The 24613-nt window shown below is 43.8% G+C and carries 22 protein-coding genes; 12 read left to right on the top strand and 10 right to left on the bottom strand.

Annotated elements, in window-relative coordinates:
* Positions 1-130 precede the first annotated feature (130 nt).
* The 4 genes from JMX94_RS04800 to JMX94_RS04785 all read right to left on the bottom strand — a co-directional run bounded on the left by JMX94_RS04800 (position 131) and on the right by JMX94_RS04785 (position 4762).
* The gene (locus JMX94_RS04800) at positions 131-1393 is read right to left on the bottom strand and encodes an ammonium transporter (protein ID WP_201563703.1); all 1263 of its coding nucleotides are present in this window, start codon (positions 1391-1393) and stop codon (positions 131-133) included.
* A gap of 83 nt (positions 1394-1476) precedes the next feature.
* Positions 1477-1815, bottom strand: coding sequence for a P-II family nitrogen regulator (locus JMX94_RS04795; RefSeq protein WP_011514651.1), 339 nt, complete (start codon positions 1813-1815; stop codon positions 1477-1479).
* Between the two features lie 444 nt (positions 1816-2259).
* Complete coding sequence (locus JMX94_RS04790) at positions 2260-3114, bottom strand: universal stress protein (protein ID WP_201563701.1); 855 nt, start codon at positions 3112-3114, stop codon at positions 2260-2262.
* Between the two features lie 148 nt (positions 3115-3262).
* The gene (locus tag JMX94_RS04785; RefSeq protein WP_201563699.1) at positions 3263-4762 is read right to left on the bottom strand and encodes a SulP family inorganic anion transporter; all 1500 of its coding nucleotides are present in this window, start codon (positions 4760-4762) and stop codon (positions 3263-3265) included.
* Positions 4763-5592: 830 nt separating this feature from the next.
* Between JMX94_RS04785 and murD the strand changes: the two genes are divergently transcribed.
* Complete coding sequence (gene murD, locus JMX94_RS04780) at positions 5593-7026, top strand: UDP-N-acetylmuramoyl-L-alanine--D-glutamate ligase (RefSeq protein WP_201563697.1); 1434 nt, start codon at positions 5593-5595, stop codon at positions 7024-7026.
* Positions 7027-7442: 416 nt separating this feature from the next.
* The gene (locus JMX94_RS04775) at positions 7443-8639 is read left to right on the top strand and encodes an FtsW/RodA/SpoVE family cell cycle protein (protein ID WP_227670463.1); all 1197 of its coding nucleotides are present in this window, start codon (positions 7443-7445) and stop codon (positions 8637-8639) included.
* A 123-nt stretch (positions 8640-8762) separates the two neighbouring features.
* Here the strand turns inward: JMX94_RS04775 and gluQRS are convergent, their stop codons facing one another.
* The 6 genes from gluQRS to JMX94_RS04745 all read right to left on the bottom strand — a co-directional run bounded on the left by gluQRS (position 8763) and on the right by JMX94_RS04745 (position 14332).
* Positions 8763-9734: a tRNA glutamyl-Q(34) synthetase GluQRS gene (gene gluQRS / locus JMX94_RS04770; RefSeq protein WP_201563695.1), complete on the bottom strand. Its 972-nt coding sequence runs from the start codon at positions 9732-9734 to the stop codon at positions 8763-8765.
* Between the two features lie 281 nt (positions 9735-10015).
* A complete protein-coding gene (gene dksA, locus JMX94_RS04765; RefSeq protein ID WP_201563693.1) occupies positions 10016-10453 on the bottom strand; it encodes an RNA polymerase-binding protein DksA in 438 nt (145 codons plus the stop codon).
* A gap of 409 nt (positions 10454-10862) precedes the next feature.
* Complete coding sequence (locus JMX94_RS04760) at positions 10863-11702, bottom strand: metallophosphoesterase (RefSeq protein WP_201563691.1); 840 nt, start codon at positions 11700-11702, stop codon at positions 10863-10865.
* A 258-nt stretch (positions 11703-11960) separates the two neighbouring features.
* Entirely contained in the window at positions 11961-12806 is an 846-nt protein-coding gene (locus tag JMX94_RS04755) for a metal ABC transporter permease (protein WP_201563689.1), read from the bottom strand.
* Between the two features lie 69 nt (positions 12807-12875).
* Positions 12876-13628 carry a metal ABC transporter ATP-binding protein gene (locus JMX94_RS04750; protein ID WP_374220400.1) on the bottom strand — a complete coding sequence of 251 codons (753 nt, stop codon included), beginning with the start codon at positions 13626-13628 and terminating at the stop codon, positions 12876-12878.
* A 155-nt stretch (positions 13629-13783) separates the two neighbouring features.
* Positions 13784-14332, bottom strand: coding sequence for a transcriptional repressor (locus JMX94_RS04745; protein WP_201563687.1), 549 nt, complete (start codon positions 14330-14332; stop codon positions 13784-13786).
* Positions 14333-14608: 276 nt separating this feature from the next.
* Here JMX94_RS04745 and JMX94_RS04740 point away from each other — a divergent pair, with 276 nt between their 5' ends.
* The 10 genes from JMX94_RS04740 to JMX94_RS04695 all read left to right on the top strand — a co-directional run bounded on the left by JMX94_RS04740 (position 14609) and on the right by JMX94_RS04695 (position 24143).
* Positions 14609-15457 (top strand): metal ABC transporter solute-binding protein, Zn/Mn family, encoded by an 849-nt coding sequence (locus tag JMX94_RS04740; protein WP_374220399.1) that lies wholly within the window; start codon positions 14609-14611, stop codon positions 15455-15457.
* Between the two features lie 376 nt (positions 15458-15833).
* Positions 15834-16241, top strand: coding sequence for an ATP synthase subunit I (locus tag JMX94_RS04735; RefSeq protein ID WP_201563683.1), 408 nt, complete (start codon positions 15834-15836; stop codon positions 16239-16241).
* A 734-nt stretch (positions 16242-16975) separates the two neighbouring features.
* The gene (gene atpB, locus JMX94_RS04730; protein WP_149490806.1) at positions 16976-17842 is read left to right on the top strand and encodes a F0F1 ATP synthase subunit A; all 867 of its coding nucleotides are present in this window, start codon (positions 16976-16978) and stop codon (positions 17840-17842) included.
* Positions 17843-17875: 33 nt separating this feature from the next.
* Positions 17876-18124, top strand: a complete 249-nt coding sequence (gene atpE, locus JMX94_RS04725) for a F0F1 ATP synthase subunit C (protein WP_025651437.1) — start codon at positions 17876-17878, stop codon at positions 18122-18124.
* Between the two features lie 117 nt (positions 18125-18241).
* The gene (locus tag JMX94_RS04720) at positions 18242-18712 is read left to right on the top strand and encodes a F0F1 ATP synthase subunit B (RefSeq protein ID WP_149490807.1); all 471 of its coding nucleotides are present in this window, start codon (positions 18242-18244) and stop codon (positions 18710-18712) included.
* Between the two features lie 13 nt (positions 18713-18725).
* Positions 18726-19349 (top strand): F0F1 ATP synthase subunit delta, encoded by a 624-nt coding sequence (locus tag JMX94_RS04715; RefSeq protein ID WP_201563681.1) that lies wholly within the window; start codon positions 18726-18728, stop codon positions 19347-19349.
* A gap of 91 nt (positions 19350-19440) precedes the next feature.
* Positions 19441-20985, top strand: coding sequence for a F0F1 ATP synthase subunit alpha (atpA, locus tag JMX94_RS04710; RefSeq protein ID WP_149490809.1), 1545 nt, complete (start codon positions 19441-19443; stop codon positions 20983-20985).
* A 260-nt stretch (positions 20986-21245) separates the two neighbouring features.
* Positions 21246-22127: a F0F1 ATP synthase subunit gamma gene (atpG, locus tag JMX94_RS04705; RefSeq protein ID WP_201563679.1), complete on the top strand. Its 882-nt coding sequence runs from the start codon at positions 21246-21248 to the stop codon at positions 22125-22127.
* A 50-nt stretch (positions 22128-22177) separates the two neighbouring features.
* On the top strand, positions 22178-23611 hold the full coding sequence (gene atpD / locus JMX94_RS04700; protein ID WP_201563677.1) for a F0F1 ATP synthase subunit beta: 1434 nt from the start codon (positions 22178-22180) through the stop codon (positions 23609-23611).
* Positions 23612-23726: 115 nt separating this feature from the next.
* Entirely contained in the window at positions 23727-24143 is a 417-nt protein-coding gene (locus tag JMX94_RS04695) for a F0F1 ATP synthase subunit epsilon (RefSeq protein WP_201563675.1), read from the top strand.
* The last annotated feature ends 470 nt before the right edge of the window (positions 24144-24613 follow it).

Genomic DNA, 24613 nt, shown 5'->3' with positions numbered 1-24613 from the left:
TGGCGCTTTTATCAATGATGTTTTTTTAATGTGAAATTTATTAATACCGATTTTATCAATGCCAATTTTATTAATGATGGTCTTATTGTGGATAAAATAGTCCTCAATAAAACCATCGTAGATAGTAGGCTTACCTTATAAACTCTGGATAGGCTTCCATACCACATTCAGCAATGTCTGCTCCTTGATATTCTTCTTCTTCAGAGATACGCAGACCTATGACAAATTTAATGATGCTCCAGACTATCAGACTACTTATAAACACCCAAGTAAAGATGGTCGCAGCACCAGCAATTTGACCGAGCAATGTAGCGGCTGGATTGGTCAGAGGGACAATTAGTAGACCGAATAAGCCTGCCACGCCATGCACCGAGATAGCGCCAACTGGATCATCAATTTTTATTTTATCCAATATTAAGATGGATAGTACAACGATGACGCCTGCCACCATTCCAAATAGCGTTGCCTGAAGCGCTGATGGCGTAGAGGGTTCAGCAGTGATAGCGACAAGACCGGCTAATGCACCATTTAAGAGCATGGTTAAATCTGCCTTACCAAAGATAATGCGCGCGATAATAAGGGCGCCGATGGCTCCACCCGCAGCAGCGGCATTGGTATTTAAAAACACCACCGCAACCGCATTGGCGCTGGCGATATCGCCAAGCTTGAGCACTGAGCCGCCGTTAAAACCAAACCAGCCCATCCATAAAATAAGGGTGCCAAGTGCAGCCAAGGGTAAATTGGCCCCAGGGATAGCACGTATCTCACCATTGGGACCGTATTTACCTCTACGCGCCCCTAACAGTAATACGCCTGATAGCGCAGCAGCAGCTCCTGCCATATGGACGATACCTGAGCCAGCAAAATCAGAAAATCCCAAATCGCCAAGGCTAAATAGGCCAAACACGGCTTTACCGCCCCAAGTCCAGCTACCTTCTAATGGATAAATAACTCCGGTCATGACAACGGCAAACAGCAAAAAAGACCATAACTTCATGCGTTCAGCTACAGCACCTGAAACGATTGACATACAGGTGGCGACAAAAACCACTTGGAAGAAAAAATCAGAGGCGGCCGAATATACGGCATCGCCAGCAAAGCCATTTTTAGCTGAGGTCGCTAATGCATCTGCTACTAAAGTTTCAGTGCCAGCAATACCACTCAAAAACAGATTGCCATCATACATAATGGCATAACCGCATATCATATACATGGTACAGGCGGTGGCAAAGAGGGCGATATTTTTGGTGAGGATTTCGACGGTATTTTTTGAGCGTATCAATCCTGCTTCTAACATGGTGAAGCCAGCTGCCATCCACATGACCAGCGCCCCACACATTAAGAAATAAAACGTATCTAGCGCGTACTGGAGCTCAAAGATTTGGTTTTGCATGTTAATTCCCCCTTGAATATATGCAATATAGCTATCGAGATGACCTATAAATCAGTGTTTATAGGTGGTCTGGCGCTTAACTATTAAATAGCGTCAGGACCTGTCTCACCCGTACGAATACGAATGACTTGCTCAAGATTGGTCACGAATATCTTGCCGTCACCGATTTTGCCAGTACTGGCGATACGCGTAATGGCTTCGATAGCAGGTTCGACCATCTCATCCATCACCGCCACTTCGACTTTTACTTTAGGTAAAAAGTCCACCACGTACTCGGCGCCGCGATAGAGCTCGGTATGACCTTTTTGACGACCGAAACCTTTAACCTCGGTGACGGTGACACCTTTCACACCGATGTCAGAAAGCGCTTCACGCACATCATCGAGCTTAAACGGTTTTAAGATCGCAGTGATTAGCTTCATAAAAAAATCCTTATATGGGTGATGTCGCAGGTTAATAGAGGCAGTTTGCTGCCGCATATTATTGTCATGCTTATGGTTAGCGCTTCAAGAATTGTGCCAAACCTACTCAAGGGGGTAGGTAGGTTTGCGCACATAGGCTTAAAAACACTCATCAGTATGACAAAGAATAGCGCTTATACCATAACAATAAATAGCACAGTTATTGGTATAAGTTAGAGAAATCAACCTTTAACGTTGCATGAACGAAAACTTTATTATAACCAACTTTTTAAGCACTTGGGGAGGCTATCACTTTATTTCATGTGATGATTTGATAAAAGGTGAGGGCAAAGAAACGAGGAGGCGTGACAGGAAGAGGTTACAGAGGCTTAAGCTAAATACGATAGTAAAGCGCGATGAATCACGCTTAACATTCAGCCTCTGTATTCAAATAAACGAGCGGCTTTAAGCCTTGGGGAAGAGTAAGTACGGGGTTTTGGTGCTACCAAGCAGTTTTTTGGTCTCGCTACCTTTTAGCAATTCAAGCAAACGTGGTTGCCCAAAAGCACCGGTCATTAGCAGACCAATATCATTTTTACTTTGATAATAGTTTAAGGCGGCAGTCACATCGCGGCAGTCAAGCAAGGCCTTTTTGCATTTGATGCCAGCTTGCTTAAGGCGCGCATACGCTTCGCGTAAGGCATCGCAGTTTTCTGAATTTTCTTTGGCAACCATGACGATATGCACGGTCAATGCCCGCACAAGAGCCGTTTTACACAGCCAATTGAGCAATTTATGCGAAGTAGGGCTATTGTCAAAAGCAAATAATGCCGTGGTTGGGGGCAAAAATGGTGCATGAGTCACCAAAATGGGGCAGTGGCTCAAGCGGATAAGCTGGCTTAAGGTTGATTTGCAGGTGACATGATGACCGATGACGATTAATTGTGCCTTGTCATCGACGTAATCAATGCTATCACTCAAGTTTTCATGCCGATGTAACGTATAGGTTTTAAACTTATGAGGTTGCTGCTCGCAGTAAGTGGTCGCTTGGTGTAGCAGCAGCTTACCTTGGGCTTTTAGCTCACTATTACTAAAATGTTCTTTTGCCGTAAATTGATCGAGCAAGACATTTTCATCATCAATATTTAGGCAGCCGGAATAATCAACGGCGGCTTTTTGTTGTAAACTTGGTACGGAATGCAGCAGGCCAATAGGTGCTTGCAGACGAATAGACGCCCACATACTGGCATCCAATACGGCTTGCACATGATCAGGACAATCCAAGCAAGCAATCACGCTATCTGGCTTCAAATTACTCATAAAGGCACCACATATCTCAATAATGAAAACACAGGCCCGTTGGTTAAAGTCATCCTTTAACCAACGAGCCTGATTTTATATACCAATATAATTGCTGATGAATAAACCAAATGTCTATCTCAGCTTGATAACACCCATGCAGTTTTGCTTAATCCAAGAGCCCAATATCTCGGCGATCATGAATCGAAAAACGATCGATAAGGGTGCGGCTGGCGCTATTGAGTCCAACCACTTTGACATCAATGCCTTCACGTTGCAAGCGCATGACCAGCTTGTCCAAAGTATCAACGGCACTGACGTCCCAAAAGTGAGCTTGGCTGACGTCAATATGTACGCTGTCTAACGCTTCTTTGGTATCAAAGCTCTGCAAAAACTGCGTCGTTGAAGCAAAGAAAACCTGCCCTTGCACGTAGTAATAGCGAGTATTGCTGCTGTCGTCATATTCACTAAAGATGGTTAAGAATTGCCCGATTTTATTGGCAAATGCTAAGGCAGATAACAGCACCCCAACGCCGACGCCATACGCTAGGTTATGAGTAAAGACGGTGGTCAAAACCGTCGCTAGCATAACGATATTAAAAGACATCGGATGGGTTTTAAATTCACGGATAGACTGCCAGTTAAAGGTGCCGATAGAGACCATAATCATCACCGCCACCAGTGCGGCCATCGGTATCAGGCTGACCCAATCACTCAAGAATACCACCATGATAAGCAGCACCACGCCAGCGATGAGCGTTGATAAACGCGTACGACCGCCAGATTTGACGTTAATCATCGACTGTCCAATCATTGCACAACCTGCCATCCCACCAAAGAATCCCGACACTACGTTGGCGATACCTTGACCGCGGCATTCTTTGTTTTTATCACTTGGGGTATCAGTTAATTCATCGACAATGGTTGCGGTCATCATAGATTCTAATAAACCTACGACGGCAAGCGCGATAGAATAAGGTGCGATAATCAATAAGGTATTCAAATTGAGCGGAATATCAGGTAATAAAAATACCGGTAAAGAATCTGGCAAATCGCCCATGCTACCGACGTTACGGATATCAAGATTCATATACATGGCGACCGCGGTCAGGCCAACGATACAAATCAGCGGCGATGGAATCACGCGTCCGATTTTAGGAATCAGCGGAAACAAGTAGATAATGGCCAAACCGGCTGCGGTCATGATATAAACCGTCATGCCGACGCGCTCAGTCATCGGATTAAGCTCGGGCAACTGAGCGGCAAAGATCAAAATCGCCAGCGCATTGACAAAACCAATGACCACCGAGCGCGATACAAAGCGCATTAAGTTACCAAGCTTAAAGATACCCATGATTATCTGGATAACGCCGCAAAATAAGGTTGCCGCCAGTAAATACTGCAGACCGTGCTCGGCAACCAAATCAACCATCACTAGCGCCATGGCACCGGTCGCCGCTGAAATCATACCGGGACGACCACCAACGAAACTGATCACCACGGCGATACAAAACGACGCATACAGACCGACTTTTGGGTCGACACCGGCGATAATGGAAAAGGCAATCGCTTCTGGAATCAAGGCCAGTGCGACGACCAAACCTGATAACGTATCACCGCGAATATTGGAAAACCACTCTTCACGTAAACTGCCAAAAAAAGATGTCATAAGTAAACTGCATAGGGTTAGAGGCAAAAAAAGCAATCGTTCATCATTGAGCGTTAACGCTTAGCGATAAAAGGATTGCATCGTGATTAACTATGTCGAGATGATATCGACCATAATTACGTTATAAAAATCAGTCATCGTGATAGATGCTGATAATCGTTCTGTAAACAGGTACTCATGCAGTCATATGGCTGTGGCACTATTATTTGTTTGAGTAATTATTTGTTTGAGTAATTACCTGCTTGAGTATTAGCTAACTACTTAGCTATCGACCTTTATAACGGTATCGCAAATGCCATCACCCATAATCAATATGATGACAGTCTTTAAAATGATGAATAAGTGTCCGCGATGATCTATTGCGGTAGAAGAAGATAAATAATCTGTCAGACGAAAACGCCACAATATAGGGTAGTGCTTGCCTGTCATACCATTATCACCATATGAATCGTTGCTGAAGAGATGTGACAATAGCGCGATACGTGTGACAACATGCTAAACTAAAATGCTAGATTGCATACTTGGTCAAAATAGCTATTTAACCTAGCGCTTCCTATTAGGGCAGCTATTATAGCATTAGCGACTCAATATAAAAACAGGCGCATAATAACACAAAGTCTCAAAAAACCAGTACCGAAATCCGAGTGATACCTTTATGATGCTGTTCATCTAAAGCGCCTTACGCAGGCTATATATAGCGCCTATTTATAGAGCTAAGCTTATAGGCAGTTTGTTTATAGAATCTACTTATAAAAGCTGTTTATAAAGCTGCTTATGAAACCCGTATGCTTGACACAATTTTGTTCGTCCAATAGATAGAAGGAATAGATATGACCGCCAGCACCGCAAAAGAAGCCTTACTTCATAAAGGCAGTGGTTTACAAGTCGTGGTCGGTTTGGGGCAGTCGGGGCTGTCGGTGGCGCATTATTTGACCGCGCAAGGCTACCAAGTCGCTGTGACTGATAATCAAGTGAGCCCCACTTTAGCAGACCAATTACCTACTGCGGTCGAGATTCGCCAATTCGGAGCGATAGATGCAGAGTTATTGCAACAAGCCGCTCGAATTATCATCAGCCCTGGCATCTCATTAAAAACAGCAGCAGTTGCCGCGGCGAAAGAGGCGAATATTCCGGTCGTCAGCGACATTCAATTATTTTGTGAAGCGTGCCGTGTACCGATTATTGCCATTACTGGCTCTAACGCTAAAAGTACCGTAACGACATTGGTTGGCCAAATGGCGGCGGATGCAGGGGTGAATGTTGGCGTGGGCGGCAATATTGGCGTGCCAGCGCTGACTTTGCTGTCTAATAGCGAGATGGAGTTGGCAGTTCTGGAGCTATCAAGTTTCCAATTAGAGACCGTGACTAATTTAGGCGCGCAAGTGGCAACGGTACTGAATATGTCACCTGACCACTTGGACCGTCATGGCGATATGCTCGGTTATCATCAAGCTAAGCATCGTATCTTTCAAGGTGCCAAATCGGTGGTTATCAATCGTGAAGATGCCTTGACGCGCCCGCTGGTGGCGGATAATTTGCCACGTTTGAGCACGGGCATTCACGCCCCTGACAAAGGTCAGTATGGGCTTATTACCGACTCAGAAGGGCAGACGTATTTAGCCCGCGGGACAGAGCGTTTGCTCTCGGCGGATAAACTGCGCATTAAAGGCCGTCATAATTTACTCAACGCCCAAGCAGCTTTGGCATTGGGCGAGCTTGCAGGTTTACCAGTTGATAGTATGCTTAACACCTTGCAGGCATTTACAGGGCTTGAGCATCGCTGTGAATATGTCGCCACCGTCGATGGGATTGATTATTTTAATGATTCTAAAGGTACCAATATTGGCTCAACCATGGCAGCTGTCGAGGGCTTAGGCGCGGTATACGCACCTAAAGACGGTAAGCTGTTATTAATCTTAGGCGGGCAGGGCAAAGGGCAACAATTTGGTGAATTGACGCCGTTTATCAATCAGTATGTCAGCCAAGTGCTATTTATTGGCGAAGACAGCCAACAGATTGAGCAGCATTTACGAGCAGCAGGCATCCGTGCTGACGATGTCTCATTACATCAGTGCCAGACGTTAGAAGGCGCTTTTGCGATGATTAAACAGGTCACAGAAAGCAGCCTATCGCAAGTACAAGCGGTGCTCTTGTCACCAGCTTGCGCCAGCTTTGATCAGTTTAGTGGCTTTGCTGCCCGAGGCGAGCACTTTAGTCAGCTTGTTAAGCAGTTAGACACTGTCTCACAAGGCAGTGTTTATTAAGGCAGTGTTTATTAAGATAGTGTGTCAACAGATAGTTGGTCTTCAGATAAGTTGCCATAAAAGAGCTTGTCGCTAGATAGCACGACCATCAGCTTTTATACTGTTTCGTTTATCGTTGTAAAAATGGCAGGCGTTTTTTGATAAATGATTGTTTTGCTTATAAATTGCTGCTACTGTCAAATATAAGCAGTAAGGCTTATGTAAACCAAGTGATGAATCAGGTGACGAACCAAGCAGTAACCCAGCCACGTTGCCATGTCAGTACTGAATATTGACACGGTAAACTGCCAAAAAGCGTGGTTTGTCACTAACTAGCTGTCTGCTATTATCTTTTTAAATAAAATCTATTTCATATTTTTTAAACGGTGGCGTTTTATAAACGCCGTGTTTTTTCGTTTGCTAGTGTATATAAAATTATGGCGCTCTCTTCTCTTTTTCGTTCGAACTCTCAATCGCCACAAGCTACTGGCTCAGATGGTATTCTGTCTATGCCATCAGCGCGCGCAATTTTATTATCGAGCGTCGGCTGTATGTTGGTGCTTAGCCTATTGATGGTGGCTTCTGCTTCTATTCCTTTTGCGCTCAGTCGCGGCATGAGCGAGCTGAACTTTTTCTATAATCAGCTCCTCTACATGGGTATTGGTCTGTTTATCGCCGGTTTTTCTTATAAACTGGTATCGCTAAAAAGGCTCTATAGAACTGAAACCCAGTTTATGCTGTTGGCGATTACCGGGCTCTTGTTATTTGCCACCTTATTTAGTACGCCTATTAACGGCTCGAAGCGTTGGCTAACGCTCGGCGGCTTTAACTTTCAGGTCGCAGAGCTTGCAAAGCTGGTGATGATTATATTTGTCTCAGACTTTGTGGTACGGCGCTCATTTGAGGTACGTAATGGCTGGGATGGCTTTTTGCGCATTGCGATAGTGGTCGGGCTAATTACCGTTCTGTTACTAGCGCAGCCAGATTTTGGCTCGTTTGTGGTTATTATCGGTACTGTCTTTGCGATATTTTATATTGCTGGCGCGCCTTATAAACAGTTTATCGCGCTCGGTGCTGTCGCCGTTGGTGGCGCCGTATTAATGGTGGCGACCGTACAATATCGCCTCGTACGCGTGATGTCGTTTTTGGATCCTTTTGATGATGTGCAAGATACCGATTATCAGTTGGCACGCAGCTTAATCGCCTTTGGTCGTGGGCAATTTACCGGTGTCGGTTATGGCGAAAGCGTACAAAAACTGTCGCATTTACCAGAGGCGCATACGGATTTTCTGTTAGCGATTACCGGTGAAGAATTGGGCTTTGTTGGCGTCACGATGATCTTGATACTTGAAGCGCTGATTATCGGTAGTGCCATGCGCATCAGTTATAACGCCCTTAAACGTCGCCAGATGCGCATGAGTTATACCGCCTTTGGTATCGCCGTGGTGTTTATTGCCCAGACGATTATTAATGCGGCGATGAATATGGGGGCGATTCCGACCAAAGGCTTGACCATGCCATTCTTTAGTTATGGTGGTTCATCGATGCTGATTAGCTTGGTGATGGTGGCGGTTTTACTAAAGATTTATAAAGAAAGCCCTGAGATTGAAAAGAGCCAGTGTCGTTATTATTAAGCCATTTAATGATAACGTGATAAATGTTTTTAGATTGTTTAATACATTCTCATTCTAATCATTAACTATAAAAAAGCGTCGCTAATAGCGGCGCTTTTTCTATTAGGGCTTAGGACTATGTTATTAAATGCTCGGCATATTTAAAGACTGCATATTTTTTAGCGGTGAGTTATCCCATTGTGCAATCGCTTGCTTAAGCATATTTGTTGGGGTATCTCTATCAACGACAGGCTGCTGCAATAGCTGTAAAGCCTCAGCGATGAGCTTGCTTGGGTCGCGTGTATCAATCGGCTGGGCAAGGTTTTGTTTAGACAGCTTTTGACCGTCAGGACTGCATATCAGCGGCAAATGATACCAATGATCGATAGCCGGTAAGCGCGCGGCATGCATGATGCTGATTTGGGCGGTGGTCATCGGTAAAATATCTAAGCCGCGCATGATATGTGTGATGCCTTGCAAGCCATCGTCCAGACTGGCGGCTAAAATATAATTAATCATGCCATCTTGGCGACGTACCACCATGTCTCCCAAGGTTTGCTGCGGGTTATCCCATTGCACGCCTTGAATGCCATCTTTAAAGCCCATGCGATAATTTGGCAGTTGTATCCGTAGCTTATTTTGCTCTTTATCAAAACCTGCATCTAGACAGCAACGCGGATAGCGTTGTCTGTTTAGAAGTTTTTGGTTTGCCTGCTGCGGGTCAATACTTTCTCCTATCGCTTTTCGCTCCCAGTAACGCTCAAGACTTTTGCGTGAGCACTGACAGCCGTAGGTCAGCGGATAGAGACTTGAAGATAAGTAATCATTATAAATATCAATGCGTTCAGATTGGTAAATGACATCGCCATCCCAGTGTAGCCCGAGCACCTCCAAATCAATCAAAATCTGCTCAGTAAACTGGCTATCGCAGCGTTCCGTGTCAGTGTCTTCGATACGTAAGAGCCACTTACCACCAATGGATTTGATATGACAAAAGCTGGCAAGTGCCGTCGTTAATGAACCAAGATGCAGCTCACCAGTGGGTGACGGGGCAAAACGCCCGATAGGCTGTGATGACGATGCGGCTGCGGCTGGAGTTGAAATTTGAATTGGCATAGGAGTATGGATGGTTTTCAAAGTAGGCAGTATCAGTAGAATAAAAACATAGAATAATAAATATAGCGCCAAAAAGATATTTATCAAATATGCCTATTTTGTTGGTGGCGTGTCAATAAGCATCAAGTTCATCTATAAATGGGAATGTATAAAACGCAGGAAAATAAAAAACAAGAAGATAAAACAACAACATAAAACGCAACGAGCGACCAATAAATGGTCGCTCGTTTTTATATTAGAGTATTAATGACTGTTAAACTAGCTGGATTTAAGCACCTTATTTAAGCACCTTGGTTTTGACGCTCTTTAATCTCAGATAAAGTCTTGCAGTCAATGCACTGAGTTGCTGTTGGACGGGCTTCGAGGCGACGCAGACCAATCTCTACGCCACAAGTTTCACAAAAACCGTAATCATCGTTTTCAATTTCGGCGAGAGATTTATCGATTTTGCGAATCAGCTTACGTTCACGGTCACGCGTACGCAAGGTCAAAGCAAACTCTTCTTCTTGCGTGGCGCGGTCATTGATATCTGGCATAGCGCTAGACTCATCTTGGATATAAGTCTTGGTACGATCCGCTTCGCCAATCAGTTGGTGCTTCCAATCTAATAACATTGCCTTAAAATGCGCCAATTGCTCATCAGACATATACTCTTCGTCTTTGGCAGGTTCATAAGGGGTGAACTTTACATCACTCGGATTCGTGGTCAGGGTGCTCATATGGGTATCCTACTTTTTCAAATTAATTCAATAAAACGACATATCAAAAGACAAGACGTTATAAATTTATCAAACGCTATAAATTGTCCCTTTATAAAACGTTTTACCACTTAGTAACACAAGTAACACAGCTGATCTAATAATACGGTTATCTCGATAGGACGCGGGCGACCTATCAATGGTCAGGTATATTGTCATGAATTTATTTATTTAAATGCTTACGGTTAAATAAATAGACAAATCCCTGACTGTGAAAACTTAGCTTGTGGTCAAGTTAGCCATCCTAGCTATTATAATTTTGTCTAAATAAAGCTTAGACCATGCTTATTTTTCTTACATTGTCTAACAGTATAAGATACAGGCTCTGGCGATATTATTCTAGCCAAATTTTAGCCAATAAAACTGGTCGTCAAGTATCTAGTCTTTCGACCCAGCTTGCAACCTCTCCATTGTTGGCTAATTGCAACCAACGATATCCGGGTAGGGCGTTTTTATCATAAGCAAAATCGTCTTCAAAAGGTTGAAACTGATAGCAAGTAGACGGCGTGCTATACACCGTCACTCCTTGGCGCTGACGGACTTGCTCTTGATGGGTATGCCCGCTGATAATCACTTGCAGATGCTCAAATGCCGCCATCCGTTGCCAAAAAGTATCGGCGTTTTTTACCATATGCTGATCGATCCAGTCAGAGTCGACCGGTATCACATGATGGTGTAAGGCGATGAGCGCAGGCTTCGTGCAAGTCTCTAGCTGCTGACATAGCCAATCAATGTCGGTCGTCGTCACCTCTCCTGCTACCTTGCCAGTGATGGACGAGTCTAATAACAGCAGCTGCCAATGCTCCGTCTCAATCATATGTCGGCTTAGCAGGCGCTCATCGGTAGGTCTGGCAATCAGTTCACGCTGAAAAAATGGCAGCTCACTGTCATTTTCATCGGTGACATCATGGTTGCCCGCAATACAAGCAAAAGGAATGCCCGTCGCCTGTAACACCTTAAAAATATGGTCGTAAATATCAGTTTGTACTTTATTGACCAAATCGCCTGTGACAATGATTAAGTCACAGCGACGATCTTCGCTTAACGCTTGTTTGATAATTGCCTCAAAGCTGTACTGGCAAATCGCCACTTCACTACTGGTTTCGTCAACCGCCGCAGGCACATGGGATGATAAGTGCAAATCAGTGATTTGCAGAATATTTACCTGTCCGTCTGGCGTGCTGATGGCGCTGGCAGGATAGCTAAGCATTGAATTTAGTCCCTTATCAATCAAAATCGCGTTAAATCAAAACACCGTAGAAAGCATTTATTTTATTATAAAAGTCGTTAACTATATTCTTGATAATATTAGAGAAAGTTTATAACATTATGACGAGTAAAGCTCTAGCAATATTGATGAAATAAAGTTCGATAAAGGCGAAGTAAATAGCTTTCTTATGACGGTGATAATAATTGCTGCGACCGCCATAAGCGCTGCCGGATATTTGGATATTTAGTGGCGTGGCGACTAGTGGCGTGGCGACCAAAATTTTGCCATCAGGGATTTTGTGCCTGATTTTATGCCTATTAGCTTTGAGATAATCAGCGCAATAAAAAATAAAATAGCGAGGACTAAAACAATAGCAAGTCCAGTCTGGATATCAAACCAGATACTGCCCCAAACGCCAAGCGTGACGCCGAGCTGGGCAATGATTAAAGCGATAATGACCATTTGTTTTGGCGAGGCTGACCAGAGACGGGCGGTCAGCGCGGGCAATACCAATAAACCACTGATTAATAAGCTACCAACCGCTTGCAAGGCAATGGCACAAAACCCCGCCAATACGCCCATAAAAAACAGCCGCTGGCGAGTCGGATTAATACCTTGAATCCGTGCCAAAGCCTCATGAGTAGCCAGTTTGATTTGCGCCGGCCATATATAAATAAGTAGCCCCAAGCCAACCAAAACACTGGCTGCAATTAAGGGTAAATCCGCCCAATCAAGCTCAAGTAAATTGCCAAATAAGAAGCCTAAGACATTGGCTTGCTGGTCGGTCAGCTGGGTTAATGTCAATAACCCTAAACACAATAGCGACACGGCAACCACAGCCAACACCGCATCGACAGGCAAGCGCTCATCATCAATTAATACCAGTCCCAGCACCACCATCACACTGACAATGCCAATACCAATGCCCATGGGTAATTGCCATAATACTGCCAACGCTACCCCTAACAATGTCCCATGCGCCAGTGCATCGGCAAAAAACGCCATGCGCCGCCATAATACCAAGCAACCTAAGGGCGCAGAAAGTAAGGCTAAAATGCTGCCAGCAATCCAGGCAGGGGCAATGATGGCTAACCAAGCGGTCATAATAGATATCCGTAACGTTTTTATAAAAAGGAATAAGGCGGTTGTTGCCTAAATAAGCTTGGTTGTTAATTATATCTCGCTTGGGGCATGATGCTCGCAAGCGTGCGGCTGATGGACATACGGCTGCTCATAATGATGTCCAAAGAGCTTTTGAAATTCTGAACTAATGGCAAGCTCGCTTGGTTGTCCCTCACAGCAGATATGTTTATTGAGACAAATGACACGCCTGCTACCTTTCATCACCCAATGCAAATCATGCGAAACGACTAACATGGCGCAGCGTAAAAACTCCGGCAGCTCATCAATAAACTGATACAGCCAAACCTCGGTATCAGGGTCAAGCCCTTGCATCGGCTCATCTAAAATTAATAAATTGGGTTTGTCTAGCAAGGCGCGCGCCAGCAACACCCGCTGGGTTTCACCGCCTGACAGGTGCAGCATTTGCCGTGATAGCAAATGCGTTAAAGATAATTTTTCAAATATAAATTGACGCTGCTCAGCGGTTAAGCGCTTTTTGTCTGCTTGGGCCAATAAATCGCACACGCGTAACGGTAAAATAGGCGCGACCGTAAAGCGCTGCGGCACATAACCGAGCTGTAACTTTTGGTGCGGTGTTATCTGTCCACTTGTTGGCTCGATTAAACCCAAAACCAGCTTTACCAGCGTCGATTTGCCCGCGCCATTAGGACCGATAAGGCTGACCGTTTCATTGACGGCAATATCGATATCGATATGCGAGAGGATGCGTTGCTGCCCGATATGGTAGCTGATATCGCTTAAGCTTAGCAGTTTGGTGGCATTATTCATCGTCTTATCACTCATATTAATGGCAGAGGATGGCTTGGTTGGGGAAGTCGCTAGGCTCATAGGGCAGTACTGATATGTTAGTGATATGTGAGTAATGGAACCACAATAATTAGGATAAAAGCATCGCTAAGGGTAAAAGCGTCAACCTAAAATATTGGCAATCAACTATTTTATTGGCACGCTTGGCAACGACAACTGAGCTCAATGACACTGCGCTCCACCATAAAACCGACATCTTGTTGCGCAAAGCTCATGATTTCTTGCACCGGTAAACTGCTGCATTCTTGCACACGCTGGCACTGCGCACAGATTAAAAATGCTGCCGTATGCTGGGCGCGGGGATGACAGCAAGGCACATAAGCATTGATAGAGGTTAGCTGATGAATCAAACCTTCGCTTAATAAGAACTCTAAGCTGCGGTAAACAGTTGGCGGTGCGACGTTTTTTGGCGTCTGATTGTTTTTCTGCTTAGTTGAAGCAGGAGTTTTGGCTTCAGGCTCGGTCAGGCGCATTTGCTGCAGCTGCGTGATCAAATCATACGCACCCACAGGCTTATTGGCTTCTAACACCAACTGATAGATTTGTTGGCGCAACGGCGTAAAGCGCGCACCGCTTGCGCGACATTGCTCTTTTGCGGCCATAAGGCGCTCATTCACATCGGACGGCGTAAAATCTTGCACATCGTGTACATGATCGCAAACGGGTGAGTGACTAGACATGAAGCAAGCTCCTAAAAATGACCCAGCGCTTTTATAATTATCACCTTTATATCTACAAGGCACTTCAGTATAAGGCGCATTTTATGATGGTTTTTTATATTGTTATAGTATAACATAATAATATGCAAAGGCGAATATCGCGTTTGAACCTATCGGTACATACGCCTATTTTAATCAAAATAACGTCTCAAAACGATTATTCGCACTATTATTATTTATTGACCTTTAAAAGCAGCCATTATGATTTCATTTTTTAAAAGTTTTATACGTTTACCGATGAGCTTACAGCGCTTATTAGCGACAGGCGTCATTATATTTGGCTCGTTAATGATGAGCGCGCAAGCGGCAACGGTCAGTGTGAGCAATTATCCCCTGTTTCTATTAAGCAAAGCGGTCACAGAAGGTGCGCCATCTGCCAAGCAGTTATTGCAAGCAGGGGAGGTGGGGCATCACGGTAGTATCAGCCCGGGCGATATCAAAGCGATTCAGGACAGTAAGTTTGTGGTCTGGTTTGGTGAACCCTTAGAGAATAACTTGGCCAGCACCCTAAATAGCGCGCCCAACTCGATTGCTTTATTTAAGTTTGATGCCTTTAAACGTCATCCGCTCCGTGATATTAAAGGTAAACCACTCGCTGGCACGCTTGACCCGCATATTTGGCTCGATCCTGAAAACGCAAAAGCCATTACCCGTGCGCTTGCCGTCATTCATAGTCATGCCAATCCGCAATATAAAGCGCTTTATCATGCCAATGCGCAAAAATTTGCTCAGCGCATGAATAGGGCAGTGGCCGCAGCCAATGCAAACCACGCGCAAAAACCTTTGCCGTATTGGGCCTATCACGATGCTTATCAATATATGGAAGACAGCGCTAAGTTACAGTTGATTGGCAGCTTAAGTACCGATCATCATTTAGCACCAAAGGCCAGTCAACTACGCTGGCTACATGAGCAGCGCCCAGCCAAGCAAATGTGTTTGGTCAGTCCAAGCAGTCCTGCCAAAGGCTTGCTCGCCAAGCTCCAACCGGTTAAAAGTACGGTACAAGCAGAAGATATGAGCAACAGTAAAGATTTCATCAGCGGTTGGCAAACGATGGCGCAGCAAATTCGCCAATGTATCGCATAAATACTTTTCTATAAATGGCTTGCAAGCTAAAGCGTGAATAAGCTATTTAAAAATGATTTAAGAAACTCGTTAAACAAGTAAGTAAAAATGGCATAAGGCGCATTTGCTTAATCCTCATTAGCAAATGCGCCGATATAAACGCCTTGTTATTAATGTATTCGCGAGACTTTATTCACTCTGTAGAGCGTTCTTTATTGCCGGATAAGTAAATGCTTGATAAAAGGCATATTTTACTTGCTTAAAATTGCCTTGCTCCCTATAATAAGTGGCGTTTTAATTTGGTTAAAAGATAACGTCTGTAGAGTGAGCCATTCACGGATAACTTTGTCGCAACTGTGCTACATTATCCCCACGTTATAGAGCTATAGAAATATCGATGACCAAGCCTGCCAAACGCACCCAAAAAGATAAAATTGGTATTTACCTAAAACGCCAAGCATGGATTTTATTTATCCTTATTGTGCTTGGCTGGATAGTAGATGTCGCCTGGCTAGGTAGTGATAATTACACGCTGGTTATTGCAAAGAGTAACGCCATTGGTGCGCTACTTAGTTTTGCCACCCAAGCTGTGTTTGCTGGATTTATCTTTTGGTATACCGGATATCGCGCGCGCCGACACATTGTCAGCCAGCTATATCGTGGTCAGATGGTCAAATGGCTACTGACCGTGTTCGGTTTCGCACTAATTTTTATTACCATACAACCTCTATCAGCGCCAGCGCTATTCATCGGTTTTATGGTAATGCAGATTAGTCACAGTTGGATGTTGTGGCATATACGCTAGTATTTATAGATGATTATCGTTTTAATGGTCAATATTATAAATAACGTTAGTTTGTCATCCTGCGGTCCAACTTCTCTACGATTGCTGTTATAACGTCATTGATACATCATGAAATGACTCAGAACCGTTTTTACAATAAAAATATGAATATAGCGCTTATCTCAGCGTAAAGCGTCAAATAATTGCGATTACTAACCCCTTATCTAAACAGGGTTATCAGATATAATTAAATTATCAATATTGTATTATAGACGCAAAGCTATGTAAGCTAACGTTAACAGCGATTAACGTATTCATACAGTAAATAAAAAAGTCATAATTGACTTTACACGAATACCACGCTGCATTAATATAGGCAGCTAAATATCTTGCTGACAAGCGCTGTATTGAGCGTTTATCGTGATAAAACGATATAAGCAGACACATATATGACATTTTTGCGTACACATGCAAGGGCTATTACTGAATCATCATAAGCCCTTTTTTGATAGCTAAAATTTATCGGGCGTTATCGAATTGAGCAGTAGTCGTACATTGGTTATTCAGTTTGGTTAATGAGTAATAGCAGATTAATTAGATAGTTATGGGTTGGATGTTATTGGTTACATGAGTGCTGTCGCAGGATTTATTGATTTACTGAGTAGTAGATTAAATAAAACCGCCAACACCTCATCAGATGACAACCATATTTTTTGGTAGTTGATTAAATCGTTGATTAATAAGAAGCTTACATTATGGCATCCGAGCAAACATCATCAGAATATATCTCTCACCACTTAACGAATTGGACGTACGGCTATCTGCCGGGCGAAGGTTGGAAAGTTGCCTATACTGCTGAAGAAGCAGGTTTAATGGGTTTTAAAGCTATCCACCTTGACTCTATGTTATGGTCAATCGGTCTGGGTATTTTATTTTGTGCCATCTTTTGGATGGTTGCCAAAAAAGTTACTTCAGGCGTACCAAGTAAGACTCAAGCAGCGGTTGAGATGATCGTTGAGTTTGTTGATAACAACGTTCGTGATTCTTACAGTGGTACCTCAAAATTGATTGCGCCTTTGGCGTTAACCATTTTTGTGTGGATTTTCTTGATGAACTTGATGGATCTATTACCTATCGACTTTATTCCAAGTCTTGCAGGCCTAGTTGGCGCTGCGATGGGGCATGATCCACATCATGTGTTCTTCAAGATTGTTCCAACGACTGATCCTAATATCACCCTTGGCATGTCGTTCTCTGTCTTTGCGTTGATTATCTACTATAGTATTAAAGAAAAAGGGTTGGGCGGCTTTGTTGGTGAGTTAACACTGCATCCGTTTAGCGCCAAAAACCCAATCATGCAAATTATTTTAATCCCCATCAACTTTATCTTAGAGTTTGTTACTCTGATTGCCAAACCAATCTCATTAGGTTTGCGTCTATTCGGTAACATGTATGCTGGGGAGCTGATCTTCGTATTGATTGCCCTGATGCCATTTTGGATTCAATGGGCGTTATCTGTACCGTGGGCAATTTTCCACATCTTAATTATTACCCTTCAAGCGTTCGTATTCATGATGTTGACGATAGTTTATATGTCGCTTGCATCATCAACTGAACATTAATTATACATTCAATAGGTAAATGAGGATACATCAATGGATCCAGTATTAGGTGGTTACACAGTTATCGCAGTAGCACTGCTTATCGGTCTTGGCGCACTTGGCACAGGCATTGGTTTTGCTATTCTAGGCGGCAAGTTCTTAGAAGGTGTTGCACGTCAACCAGAACTTGGTTCACAGCTGCAAACTCGTATGTTCATCGTGGCAGGTCTACTTGATGCCGTACCGATGATTGGTGTTGGTATTGCTATGCTATTGTTGTTCGCTAACCCTCTAGCAGGTTAATCAGAAAGCTCAGTTGTAAATGTTTGGTGGTCAAAGTTTGTATATTAAACATAGCCAAAGTTTGGCTATCAAATATGATCAATGAAACTGATTTTTCATTAACAAAGAGGTGATCACGTGAATATCAATTCTACCCTCATCGGTCAAGCCATTGCTTTTGCAATATTTGTGATTTTTTGCATGAAATTCGTGTGGCCACCACTTATCGGTGCCATTAATGAGCGTCAGCGTAAAATTGCTGAAGGCTTAAACGCCGCAGAAAAAGCAAAAGCAGATTTAGCGACCGCGGAGCAAGATGTACAGCAGGAGCTTAATCTTGCAAAGACCAAAGCTGCTGCTCTAATTGAGCAAGCGAACAAGAGCGCCAATCAGCTTGTTGAAGATGCAAAATCGCAAGCCCAAGCGGAAGGCGAGCGCATTCGTCAACAAGCGCAAGCCTCTATCGACCAAGAAATCAATCAAGCGCGCGAATCATTGCGTGCCCAAGTTGCTGAACTGGCTGTACTTGGTGCAGAGAAGATTTTGCAAGACAAAGTCGATGTGCAAAAACATGCCAGTATGTTAGACCAACTGGCGGCGAAGCTGTAATTGTGAGGATATCATGGCTGACTTATCAACCTTAGCACGACCGTACGCTAAAGCCGCGTTTGACTATGCCAATGAAAACGGGGTAGTAAATGAGTGGGAAAACTTCTTATTTATTGCCAGCACCGTTGTCAGTGACAAGTCGTTCAGTACTTGGCTAGACAATCCAGCTGTTTCTGCTGAGCATAAGTCAGCTGCTTTGGTCGATCTTTATGATACAGAAGTAGCTAGCGCGAATGATTCTGCTTTTAAGCAGTTATTAGTCGAGACCCAAGGGGCTCGTCATGACAGCAACGCCAGCTATCCAAAAGTATCAGTAGCACTTAGTAACTTCGTTAAACAGTTATCAGAACAAGAGCGTCTGGCGCTGCTTCCTGAAGTTTATGAGCATTATCGCCGTCACAAGGCAATAAGCTTAAAGCAGCTTGACGCTTATGTGACCTCTGCTTATCCATTAACCGATGCCCAGCGTGATACGCTGCAAACGCGTCTTGCTGCTTCGCTCAATGCGAGCGTGGTGATTCATGAGTCGGTTGATCCTAGTCTTTTGGCGGGCGCTACGATTAAAGTCGGTGACAAAATCATCGATGATTCGATGCGTGGCAAGTTACAACAGTTAAAAACACAGCTAACTGCCTAATGCCAATCATCAGTGCAGCTTAATAAAGCTTGCGTGATATAAGAGCATTTAAGTCAGTGGCGGGTTATCATAAATTAAAGGAAACAAGGCAATGCAACAATTGAATCCAGCGGAAATCAGTAATCTGATTAAGCAGCGTATTCAAGACCTTGATGCGGGTGCAACTGCAAAGAATGAAGGCACGATTGTCAAAGTATCTGACGGTATCGTGCAGATTCATGGTCTTGAAGATGCCATGTACGGCGAAATGATTGAGTTTGAAGGTGAAATCTACGGAATGGCGCTTAACTTAGAGCGTGATTCTGTTGGTGCGGTAGTATTAGGCGACTTCCTAAAACTACAAGAAGGTCAAAAAGCCTATTGTACTGGTCGCATTTTGGAAGTACCCGTAGGTCCTGAGTTGCTAGGCCGTGTTGTTGATGCTTTAGGTAACCCTATTGATGGCAAAGGTCCTATCGATGCCAAGATGACTGATAAAGTCGAAAAAATCGCCCCAGGCGTTATCGACCGTCAATCAGTAGATCAACCAGTAATGACTGGTTATAAAGCTGTTGATACCATGATTCCAATCGGTCGTGGTCAGCGTGAGCTTATCATTGGTGACCGCCAAACGGGTAAAACCGCGATGGCTATCGATGCGATCATTGCGCAGAAATCATCTGGCATTAAGTGTGTATACGTCGCAATTGGTCAGAAACGTTCTACCATTGCCAACGTGGTACGTAAGCTTGAGCAAACTGGTGCCCTTGAATATACGACTGTAGTCGTCGCTTCAGCGTCAGAGCCAGCAGCACTACAGTATATCGCACCGTACTCAGGTTGTACGATGGGCGAATACTTCCGTGACCGCGGCGAAGATGCACTGATTGTTTTTGATGATTTATCAAAACAAGCCGTTGCTTATCGTCAGATTTCACTATTGCTACGTCGTCCGCCAGGCCGTGAAGCGTATCCTGGTGACGTATTCTATTTACACTCACGTTTACTTGAGCGTGCATCACGCGTAAACGCGGCGTACGTAGAAAAATTCACCAATGGTGAAGTGGTTGGTAAAACTGGTTCTTTAACCGCGCTACCTATCATTGAAACCCAAGCTGGTGACGTCTCTGCATTCGTACCAACCAACGTGATTTCAATCACTGATGGTCAGATTTTCTTAGAATCTAGCCTATTCAACTCAGGTATCCGTCCAGCAGTCAACGCTGGTATCTCGGTATCGCGTGTTGGTGGTGCTGCTCAGACTAAGATTATTAAGAAACTGTCTGGTGGTATCCGTACCGCTCTAGCTCAGTATCGTGAATTGGCTGCATTTGCTCAGTTTGCATCAGACCTTGATGACGCAACGCGTGAACAGCTTGATCATGGTGAGCGCGTGACTGAACTCATGAAACAGAAACAGTATCAGCCAATGTCTATCTCTGAGCAAGCCGCAGTTATTTATGCGTCGAACGAAGGGTTCTTAGCGGACGTTCCTGTTGAAAAAATCGGTTCTTTTGAAGAAGCTTACTTACGCTATATGCATGATGAGCAGAGTGAATTGATGCGTGAGATTGATGACACTGCGAATTATAATGATGATATCGCAGGTCGTTTAAAGTCATCTTTAGAGACCTTTAAACAAAATCACAGTTATTAATTTAACGGGTTAAGCCTGAGTTGGTTAGCACTCTAGTTTAGGGTGCAAAAAGTGGCGCATTATCTGATAAGGTTTCTTTTAAGAAATTCTCTTTTAAGAGACCCTCTTTTAAGATAGCAGCGCCACTGTTTTAACCAGCAATGGTCTAAGATTGCGTCATGCCACAAAATGTAAAGACATTATCCAATAAGTCCAGTGTTTTCTATTAAATGTTTGTTGCATACGCCCATGCTTTTTAACCCTCTTATATTGGAATCATTATGGCAAGCTTAAAAGAGATACGTGCCAAAGTCACCAGTATTAAAAGTACCCAGAAAATTACTCGCGCTATGCAAATGGTAGCCGCCAGTAAAATGCGCCGTGCCCAAGAGCGCATGGAAGTGGGTCGCCCGTATGCTGATAGTATGCGCCGGGTTATTTCGCATTTGGTGCATGCCTCATCAGATTACAAACATCCGTACATGGTAACGCGTCCAGTTGATAAAGTTGGCTATATTGTCATCACATCTGACCGTGGTTTGGCGGGTGGTTTGAATATTAACCTATTCAAAGCTCTATCTAAAAGTATTCAGCAATATCAAGACCAGTCTGTACAAGCCGAGTTTGCAGTGATTGGCGCTAAAGGCGTCAGCTTCTTCAAAAACTTTGGTGGTAAAGTCACCTCAGCTGTGACTGATTATGGTGATAAACCCACGTTTGAGCAATTAAACGCGCCGGTCCAAGCAATGTTAGAAGACTACAGTAACGGTAAAATCGACCGTATCTACGTGGTCTATAACCAGTTTGTAAACGCCATGACCCAAAAGCCGATTGTCAATCAATTGGTGCCTCTACCAGAGGGCTCATTTGGTGACGAAGAAAGCGGTATTCAAACAGAATTGAGCTGGGATTATATCTACGAGCCTGACATCAAAACCTTGATTGACCAATTACTTGGTCGCTATATCGAGTCGATTGTCTATCAAGCGGTAATGGAAAACATTGCCTCTGAGCAGTCTTCACGTATGGTTGCGATGAAAGCGGCGACAGATAATGCTGGTGACCTAATTAACGATTTACAGTTGGTTTATAACAAGCTGCGTCAAGCGGCGATTACCCGAGAAATCTCGGAAATCGTTGGCGGTGCTGCTGCTGTTTCATAATTGAAACCCTTTATAAAACCAACTATATACAGAAGTTCAAGGAGAACGCAATGAGTAGCGGTCGTATTGTACAGATTATTGGCGCGGTTCTTGACGTTGAGTTTAACCGTAACGAAGTTCCTCAGATTTTTGATGCCTTGCAAGTAGACGGCACTGAAACCACCCTAGAAGTACAGCAACAGCTAGGTGATGGTATCGTACGTACTATTGCGATGGGGTCAACCGAAGGCCTAAAGCGTAACCTACCAGTGACCAACACTGGCGCACCTATTTCTGTACCAGTAGGTATGGGTACACTAGGTCGCATCATGGATGTTCTTGGTCGTCCTATCGATGAAGAAGGTCCGGTCGCAGCAGATGAGCGTTGGTCTATTCACCGTGAAGCGCCAAGCTACGCGGATCAGTCAAACAGTACTGAACTACTAGAGACTGGTATTAAAGTTATCGATCTACTTTGCCCGTTTGCTAAAGGTGGTAAAGTTGGTCTGTTTGGTGGTGCTGGTGTTGGTAAAACCGTCAACATGATGGAATTGATCAACAACATCGCTCTAAAACACGAAGGTTTGTCAGTATTTGCTGGCGTCGGCGAGCGTACGCGTGAAGGTAACGATTTCTATCACGAAATGCAAGAAGCTGGCGTTGTAAACACCGAAGACTTTAGCAAATCTAAAGTTGCGATGGTATACGGTCAGATGAATGAGCCACCGGGTAACCGTCTACGTGTTGCGCTGTCTGGTTTGACCATGGCTGAGTACTTCCGTGATACCAAAGATCCTGCCACTGGCAAAGGTCGTGACGTATTGCTATTCGTTGATAACATCTATCGTTATACACTAGCCGGTACTGAAGTATCAGCACTACTAGGTCGTATGCCATCAGCGGTTGGTTATCAGCCAACACTCGCTGAAGAGATGGGTATGCTGCAAGAGCGTATTACGTCAACGCAATCAGGTTCTATTACTTCTGTACAAGCCGTATATGTACCGGCGGATGACTTGACGGATCCATCACCAGCAACGACGTTTGCTCACTTGGATGCGACAGTGGTACTAAGCCGTGATATCGCCTCACAAGGTATCTATCCTGCGGTTGATCCACTAGATTCAACGTCACGTCAGCTTGATCCATTGGTTATCGGTGAAGAGCATTACAACGTTGCTCGTGGTGTTCAGGAAGTTCTACAGCGCTATAAAGAGCTTAAAGACATCATCGCCATCTTGGGTATGGATGAGTTATCAGAAGAAGATAAACTAGTCGTTTATCGTGCTCGTAAGATTCAGCGCTTCTTATCACAGCCATTCCACGTCGCTGAAGTATTTACCGGTGCACCTGGTAAATATGTCCCACTACGCGATACCATTGCAAGCTTTAAAGCAATCATCGCTGGTGAGTATGATAGCCTACCAGAGCAAGCTTTCTATATGGCTGGCGGCATCGACGAAGTAGTAGCTAAAGCTGAAAAAATGAAGTCTTCTGCAGCGTAAGTTGTACTCGTATTGACTAACGAGTAGGTATAATATAAACCTTATATCTACTCTTCAGTAACGCATCGCAGTTTTTACTGTTTTTTGATCGCGCTTTGATGGTAAGGAATTAAGTATGGCAACGTTACAATGTCGCGTCGTAAGTGCTCGTGAAGAGTTGTATTCAGGCGAAATTAGCATGTTAATAGCTAGTGGTACCGAAGGCGAGATTGGTATATTGCCAGGTCACACTCCGCTTATTACTTTGCTAAAGCCAGGTGCAATGCGCGTCCAAACGCCTAACGGTGAAGAAGAAGTGATTTACGTCTCAGGCGGCGTGTTAGAAGTACAGCCAAAAATGGTCACCGTACTTGCTGATACTGCCATGCGTGCACATAACCTTGACGAAAGTAAAATCGTTGAAGCACGTAAGAAAGCTGAGCAAATGCTGGTCAACCAAACTGATACTGTACAGACCAATGCTGCCTTGGCTTCATTGGCTGAGTCAGTCGCCCAGCTACAGACTATCCGTAAATACAAAAACCGCGCTTAGTCTTATACTTTGTAGCAAAGGTTAAAGTATTTATTTAATTTTTCTACAATAATAAAAAAACAGTCCATCATGGGCTGTTTTTTTATACCTGTTGTTCTGATAGCTAGTAATTTTTTCTGTTAACGTATCGGTTTTGATTCGCAGGGACTATACATAGAAATTAGTTATATTATTCAAGAATTCTTAATAACCAACCAATTTTTGGTAAATGAATGAGAAGTCACTAGCGACAATGACAATATATGGTTATATTAGGGGTTAGATAAAAATTTGCTCACGATAAAAGTTTCTTACACAGATTTTCGTTACATGCATTCTTATAAAATGCATTCTTAAAAGAGTGTCCTAATTATATCTATATGAGTGAGAGGTTCAGTAGGGCAGGACGTTTGGCTGACTAGCAGCAAACGCTTATTTCATATAAATAATGCCTGATGCCTTTTTATCAGGATAAAGGGTATAATTTTTGG

The organism is Psychrobacter sp. CMS30, assembly GCF_904846565.1.
Classification (GTDB): Bacteria; Pseudomonadota; Gammaproteobacteria; order Pseudomonadales; family Moraxellaceae; genus Psychrobacter; species Psychrobacter maritimus.
Note: the sequence above shows the minus strand (reverse complement) of the source record. Positions and strands in the feature narration are given on the sequence as shown.

Excerpts from the sequence above, each read along its gene's own strand:
- JMX94_RS04790 (WP_201563701.1), bottom strand. The coding sequence starts at position 3,114 with ATGAGTAATTTGAAGCCAGATAGCGTGATTGCTTGCTTGGATTGTCCT.
- JMX94_RS04750 (WP_374220400.1), bottom strand. The coding sequence starts at position 13,628 with ATGAGTGATAAGACGATGAATAATGCCACCAAACTGCTAAGCTTAAGC.
- JMX94_RS04735 (WP_201563683.1), top strand. The coding sequence starts at position 15,834 with ATGACCAAGCCTGCCAAACGCACCCAAAAAGATAAAATTGGTATTTAC.
- JMX94_RS04785 (WP_201563699.1), bottom strand. The coding sequence starts at position 4,762 with ATGACATCTTTTTTTGGCAGTTTACGTGAAGAGTGGTTTTCCAATATT.
- murD (WP_201563697.1), top strand. The coding sequence starts at position 5,593 with ATGACCGCCAGCACCGCAAAAGAAGCCTTACTTCATAAAGGCAGTGGT.
- atpA (WP_149490809.1), top strand. The coding sequence starts at position 19,441 with ATGCAACAATTGAATCCAGCGGAAATCAGTAATCTGATTAAGCAGCGT.
- gluQRS (WP_201563695.1), bottom strand. The coding sequence starts at position 9,734 with ATGCCAATTCAAATTTCAACTCCAGCCGCAGCCGCATCGTCATCACAG.
- JMX94_RS04695 (WP_201563675.1), top strand. The coding sequence starts at position 23,727 with ATGGCAACGTTACAATGTCGCGTCGTAAGTGCTCGTGAAGAGTTGTAT.
- JMX94_RS04755 (WP_201563689.1), bottom strand. The coding sequence starts at position 12,806 with ATGACCGCTTGGTTAGCCATCATTGCCCCTGCCTGGATTGCTGGCAGC.
- atpD (WP_201563677.1), top strand. The coding sequence starts at position 22,178 with ATGAGTAGCGGTCGTATTGTACAGATTATTGGCGCGGTTCTTGACGTT.
- JMX94_RS04795 (WP_011514651.1), bottom strand. The coding sequence starts at position 1,815 with ATGAAGCTAATCACTGCGATCTTAAAACCGTTTAAGCTCGATGATGTG.
- atpE (WP_025651437.1), top strand. The coding sequence starts at position 17,876 with ATGGATCCAGTATTAGGTGGTTACACAGTTATCGCAGTAGCACTGCTT.
- JMX94_RS04715 (WP_201563681.1), top strand. The coding sequence starts at position 18,726 with ATGGCTGACTTATCAACCTTAGCACGACCGTACGCTAAAGCCGCGTTT.
- JMX94_RS04775 (WP_227670463.1), top strand. The coding sequence starts at position 7,443 with ATGGCGCTCTCTTCTCTTTTTCGTTCGAACTCTCAATCGCCACAAGCT.
- atpB (WP_149490806.1), top strand. The coding sequence starts at position 16,976 with ATGGCATCCGAGCAAACATCATCAGAATATATCTCTCACCACTTAACG.
- dksA (WP_201563693.1), bottom strand. The coding sequence starts at position 10,453 with ATGAGCACCCTGACCACGAATCCGAGTGATGTAAAGTTCACCCCTTAT.
- JMX94_RS04800 (WP_201563703.1), bottom strand. The coding sequence starts at position 1,393 with ATGCAAAACCAAATCTTTGAGCTCCAGTACGCGCTAGATACGTTTTAT.
- JMX94_RS04745 (WP_201563687.1), bottom strand. The coding sequence starts at position 14,332 with ATGTCTAGTCACTCACCCGTTTGCGATCATGTACACGATGTGCAAGAT.
- JMX94_RS04760 (WP_201563691.1), bottom strand. The coding sequence starts at position 11,702 with ATGCTTAGCTATCCTGCCAGCGCCATCAGCACGCCAGACGGACAGGTA.
- JMX94_RS04740 (WP_374220399.1), top strand. The coding sequence starts at position 14,609 with ATGAGCTTACAGCGCTTATTAGCGACAGGCGTCATTATATTTGGCTCG.
- atpG (WP_201563679.1), top strand. The coding sequence starts at position 21,246 with ATGGCAAGCTTAAAAGAGATACGTGCCAAAGTCACCAGTATTAAAAGT.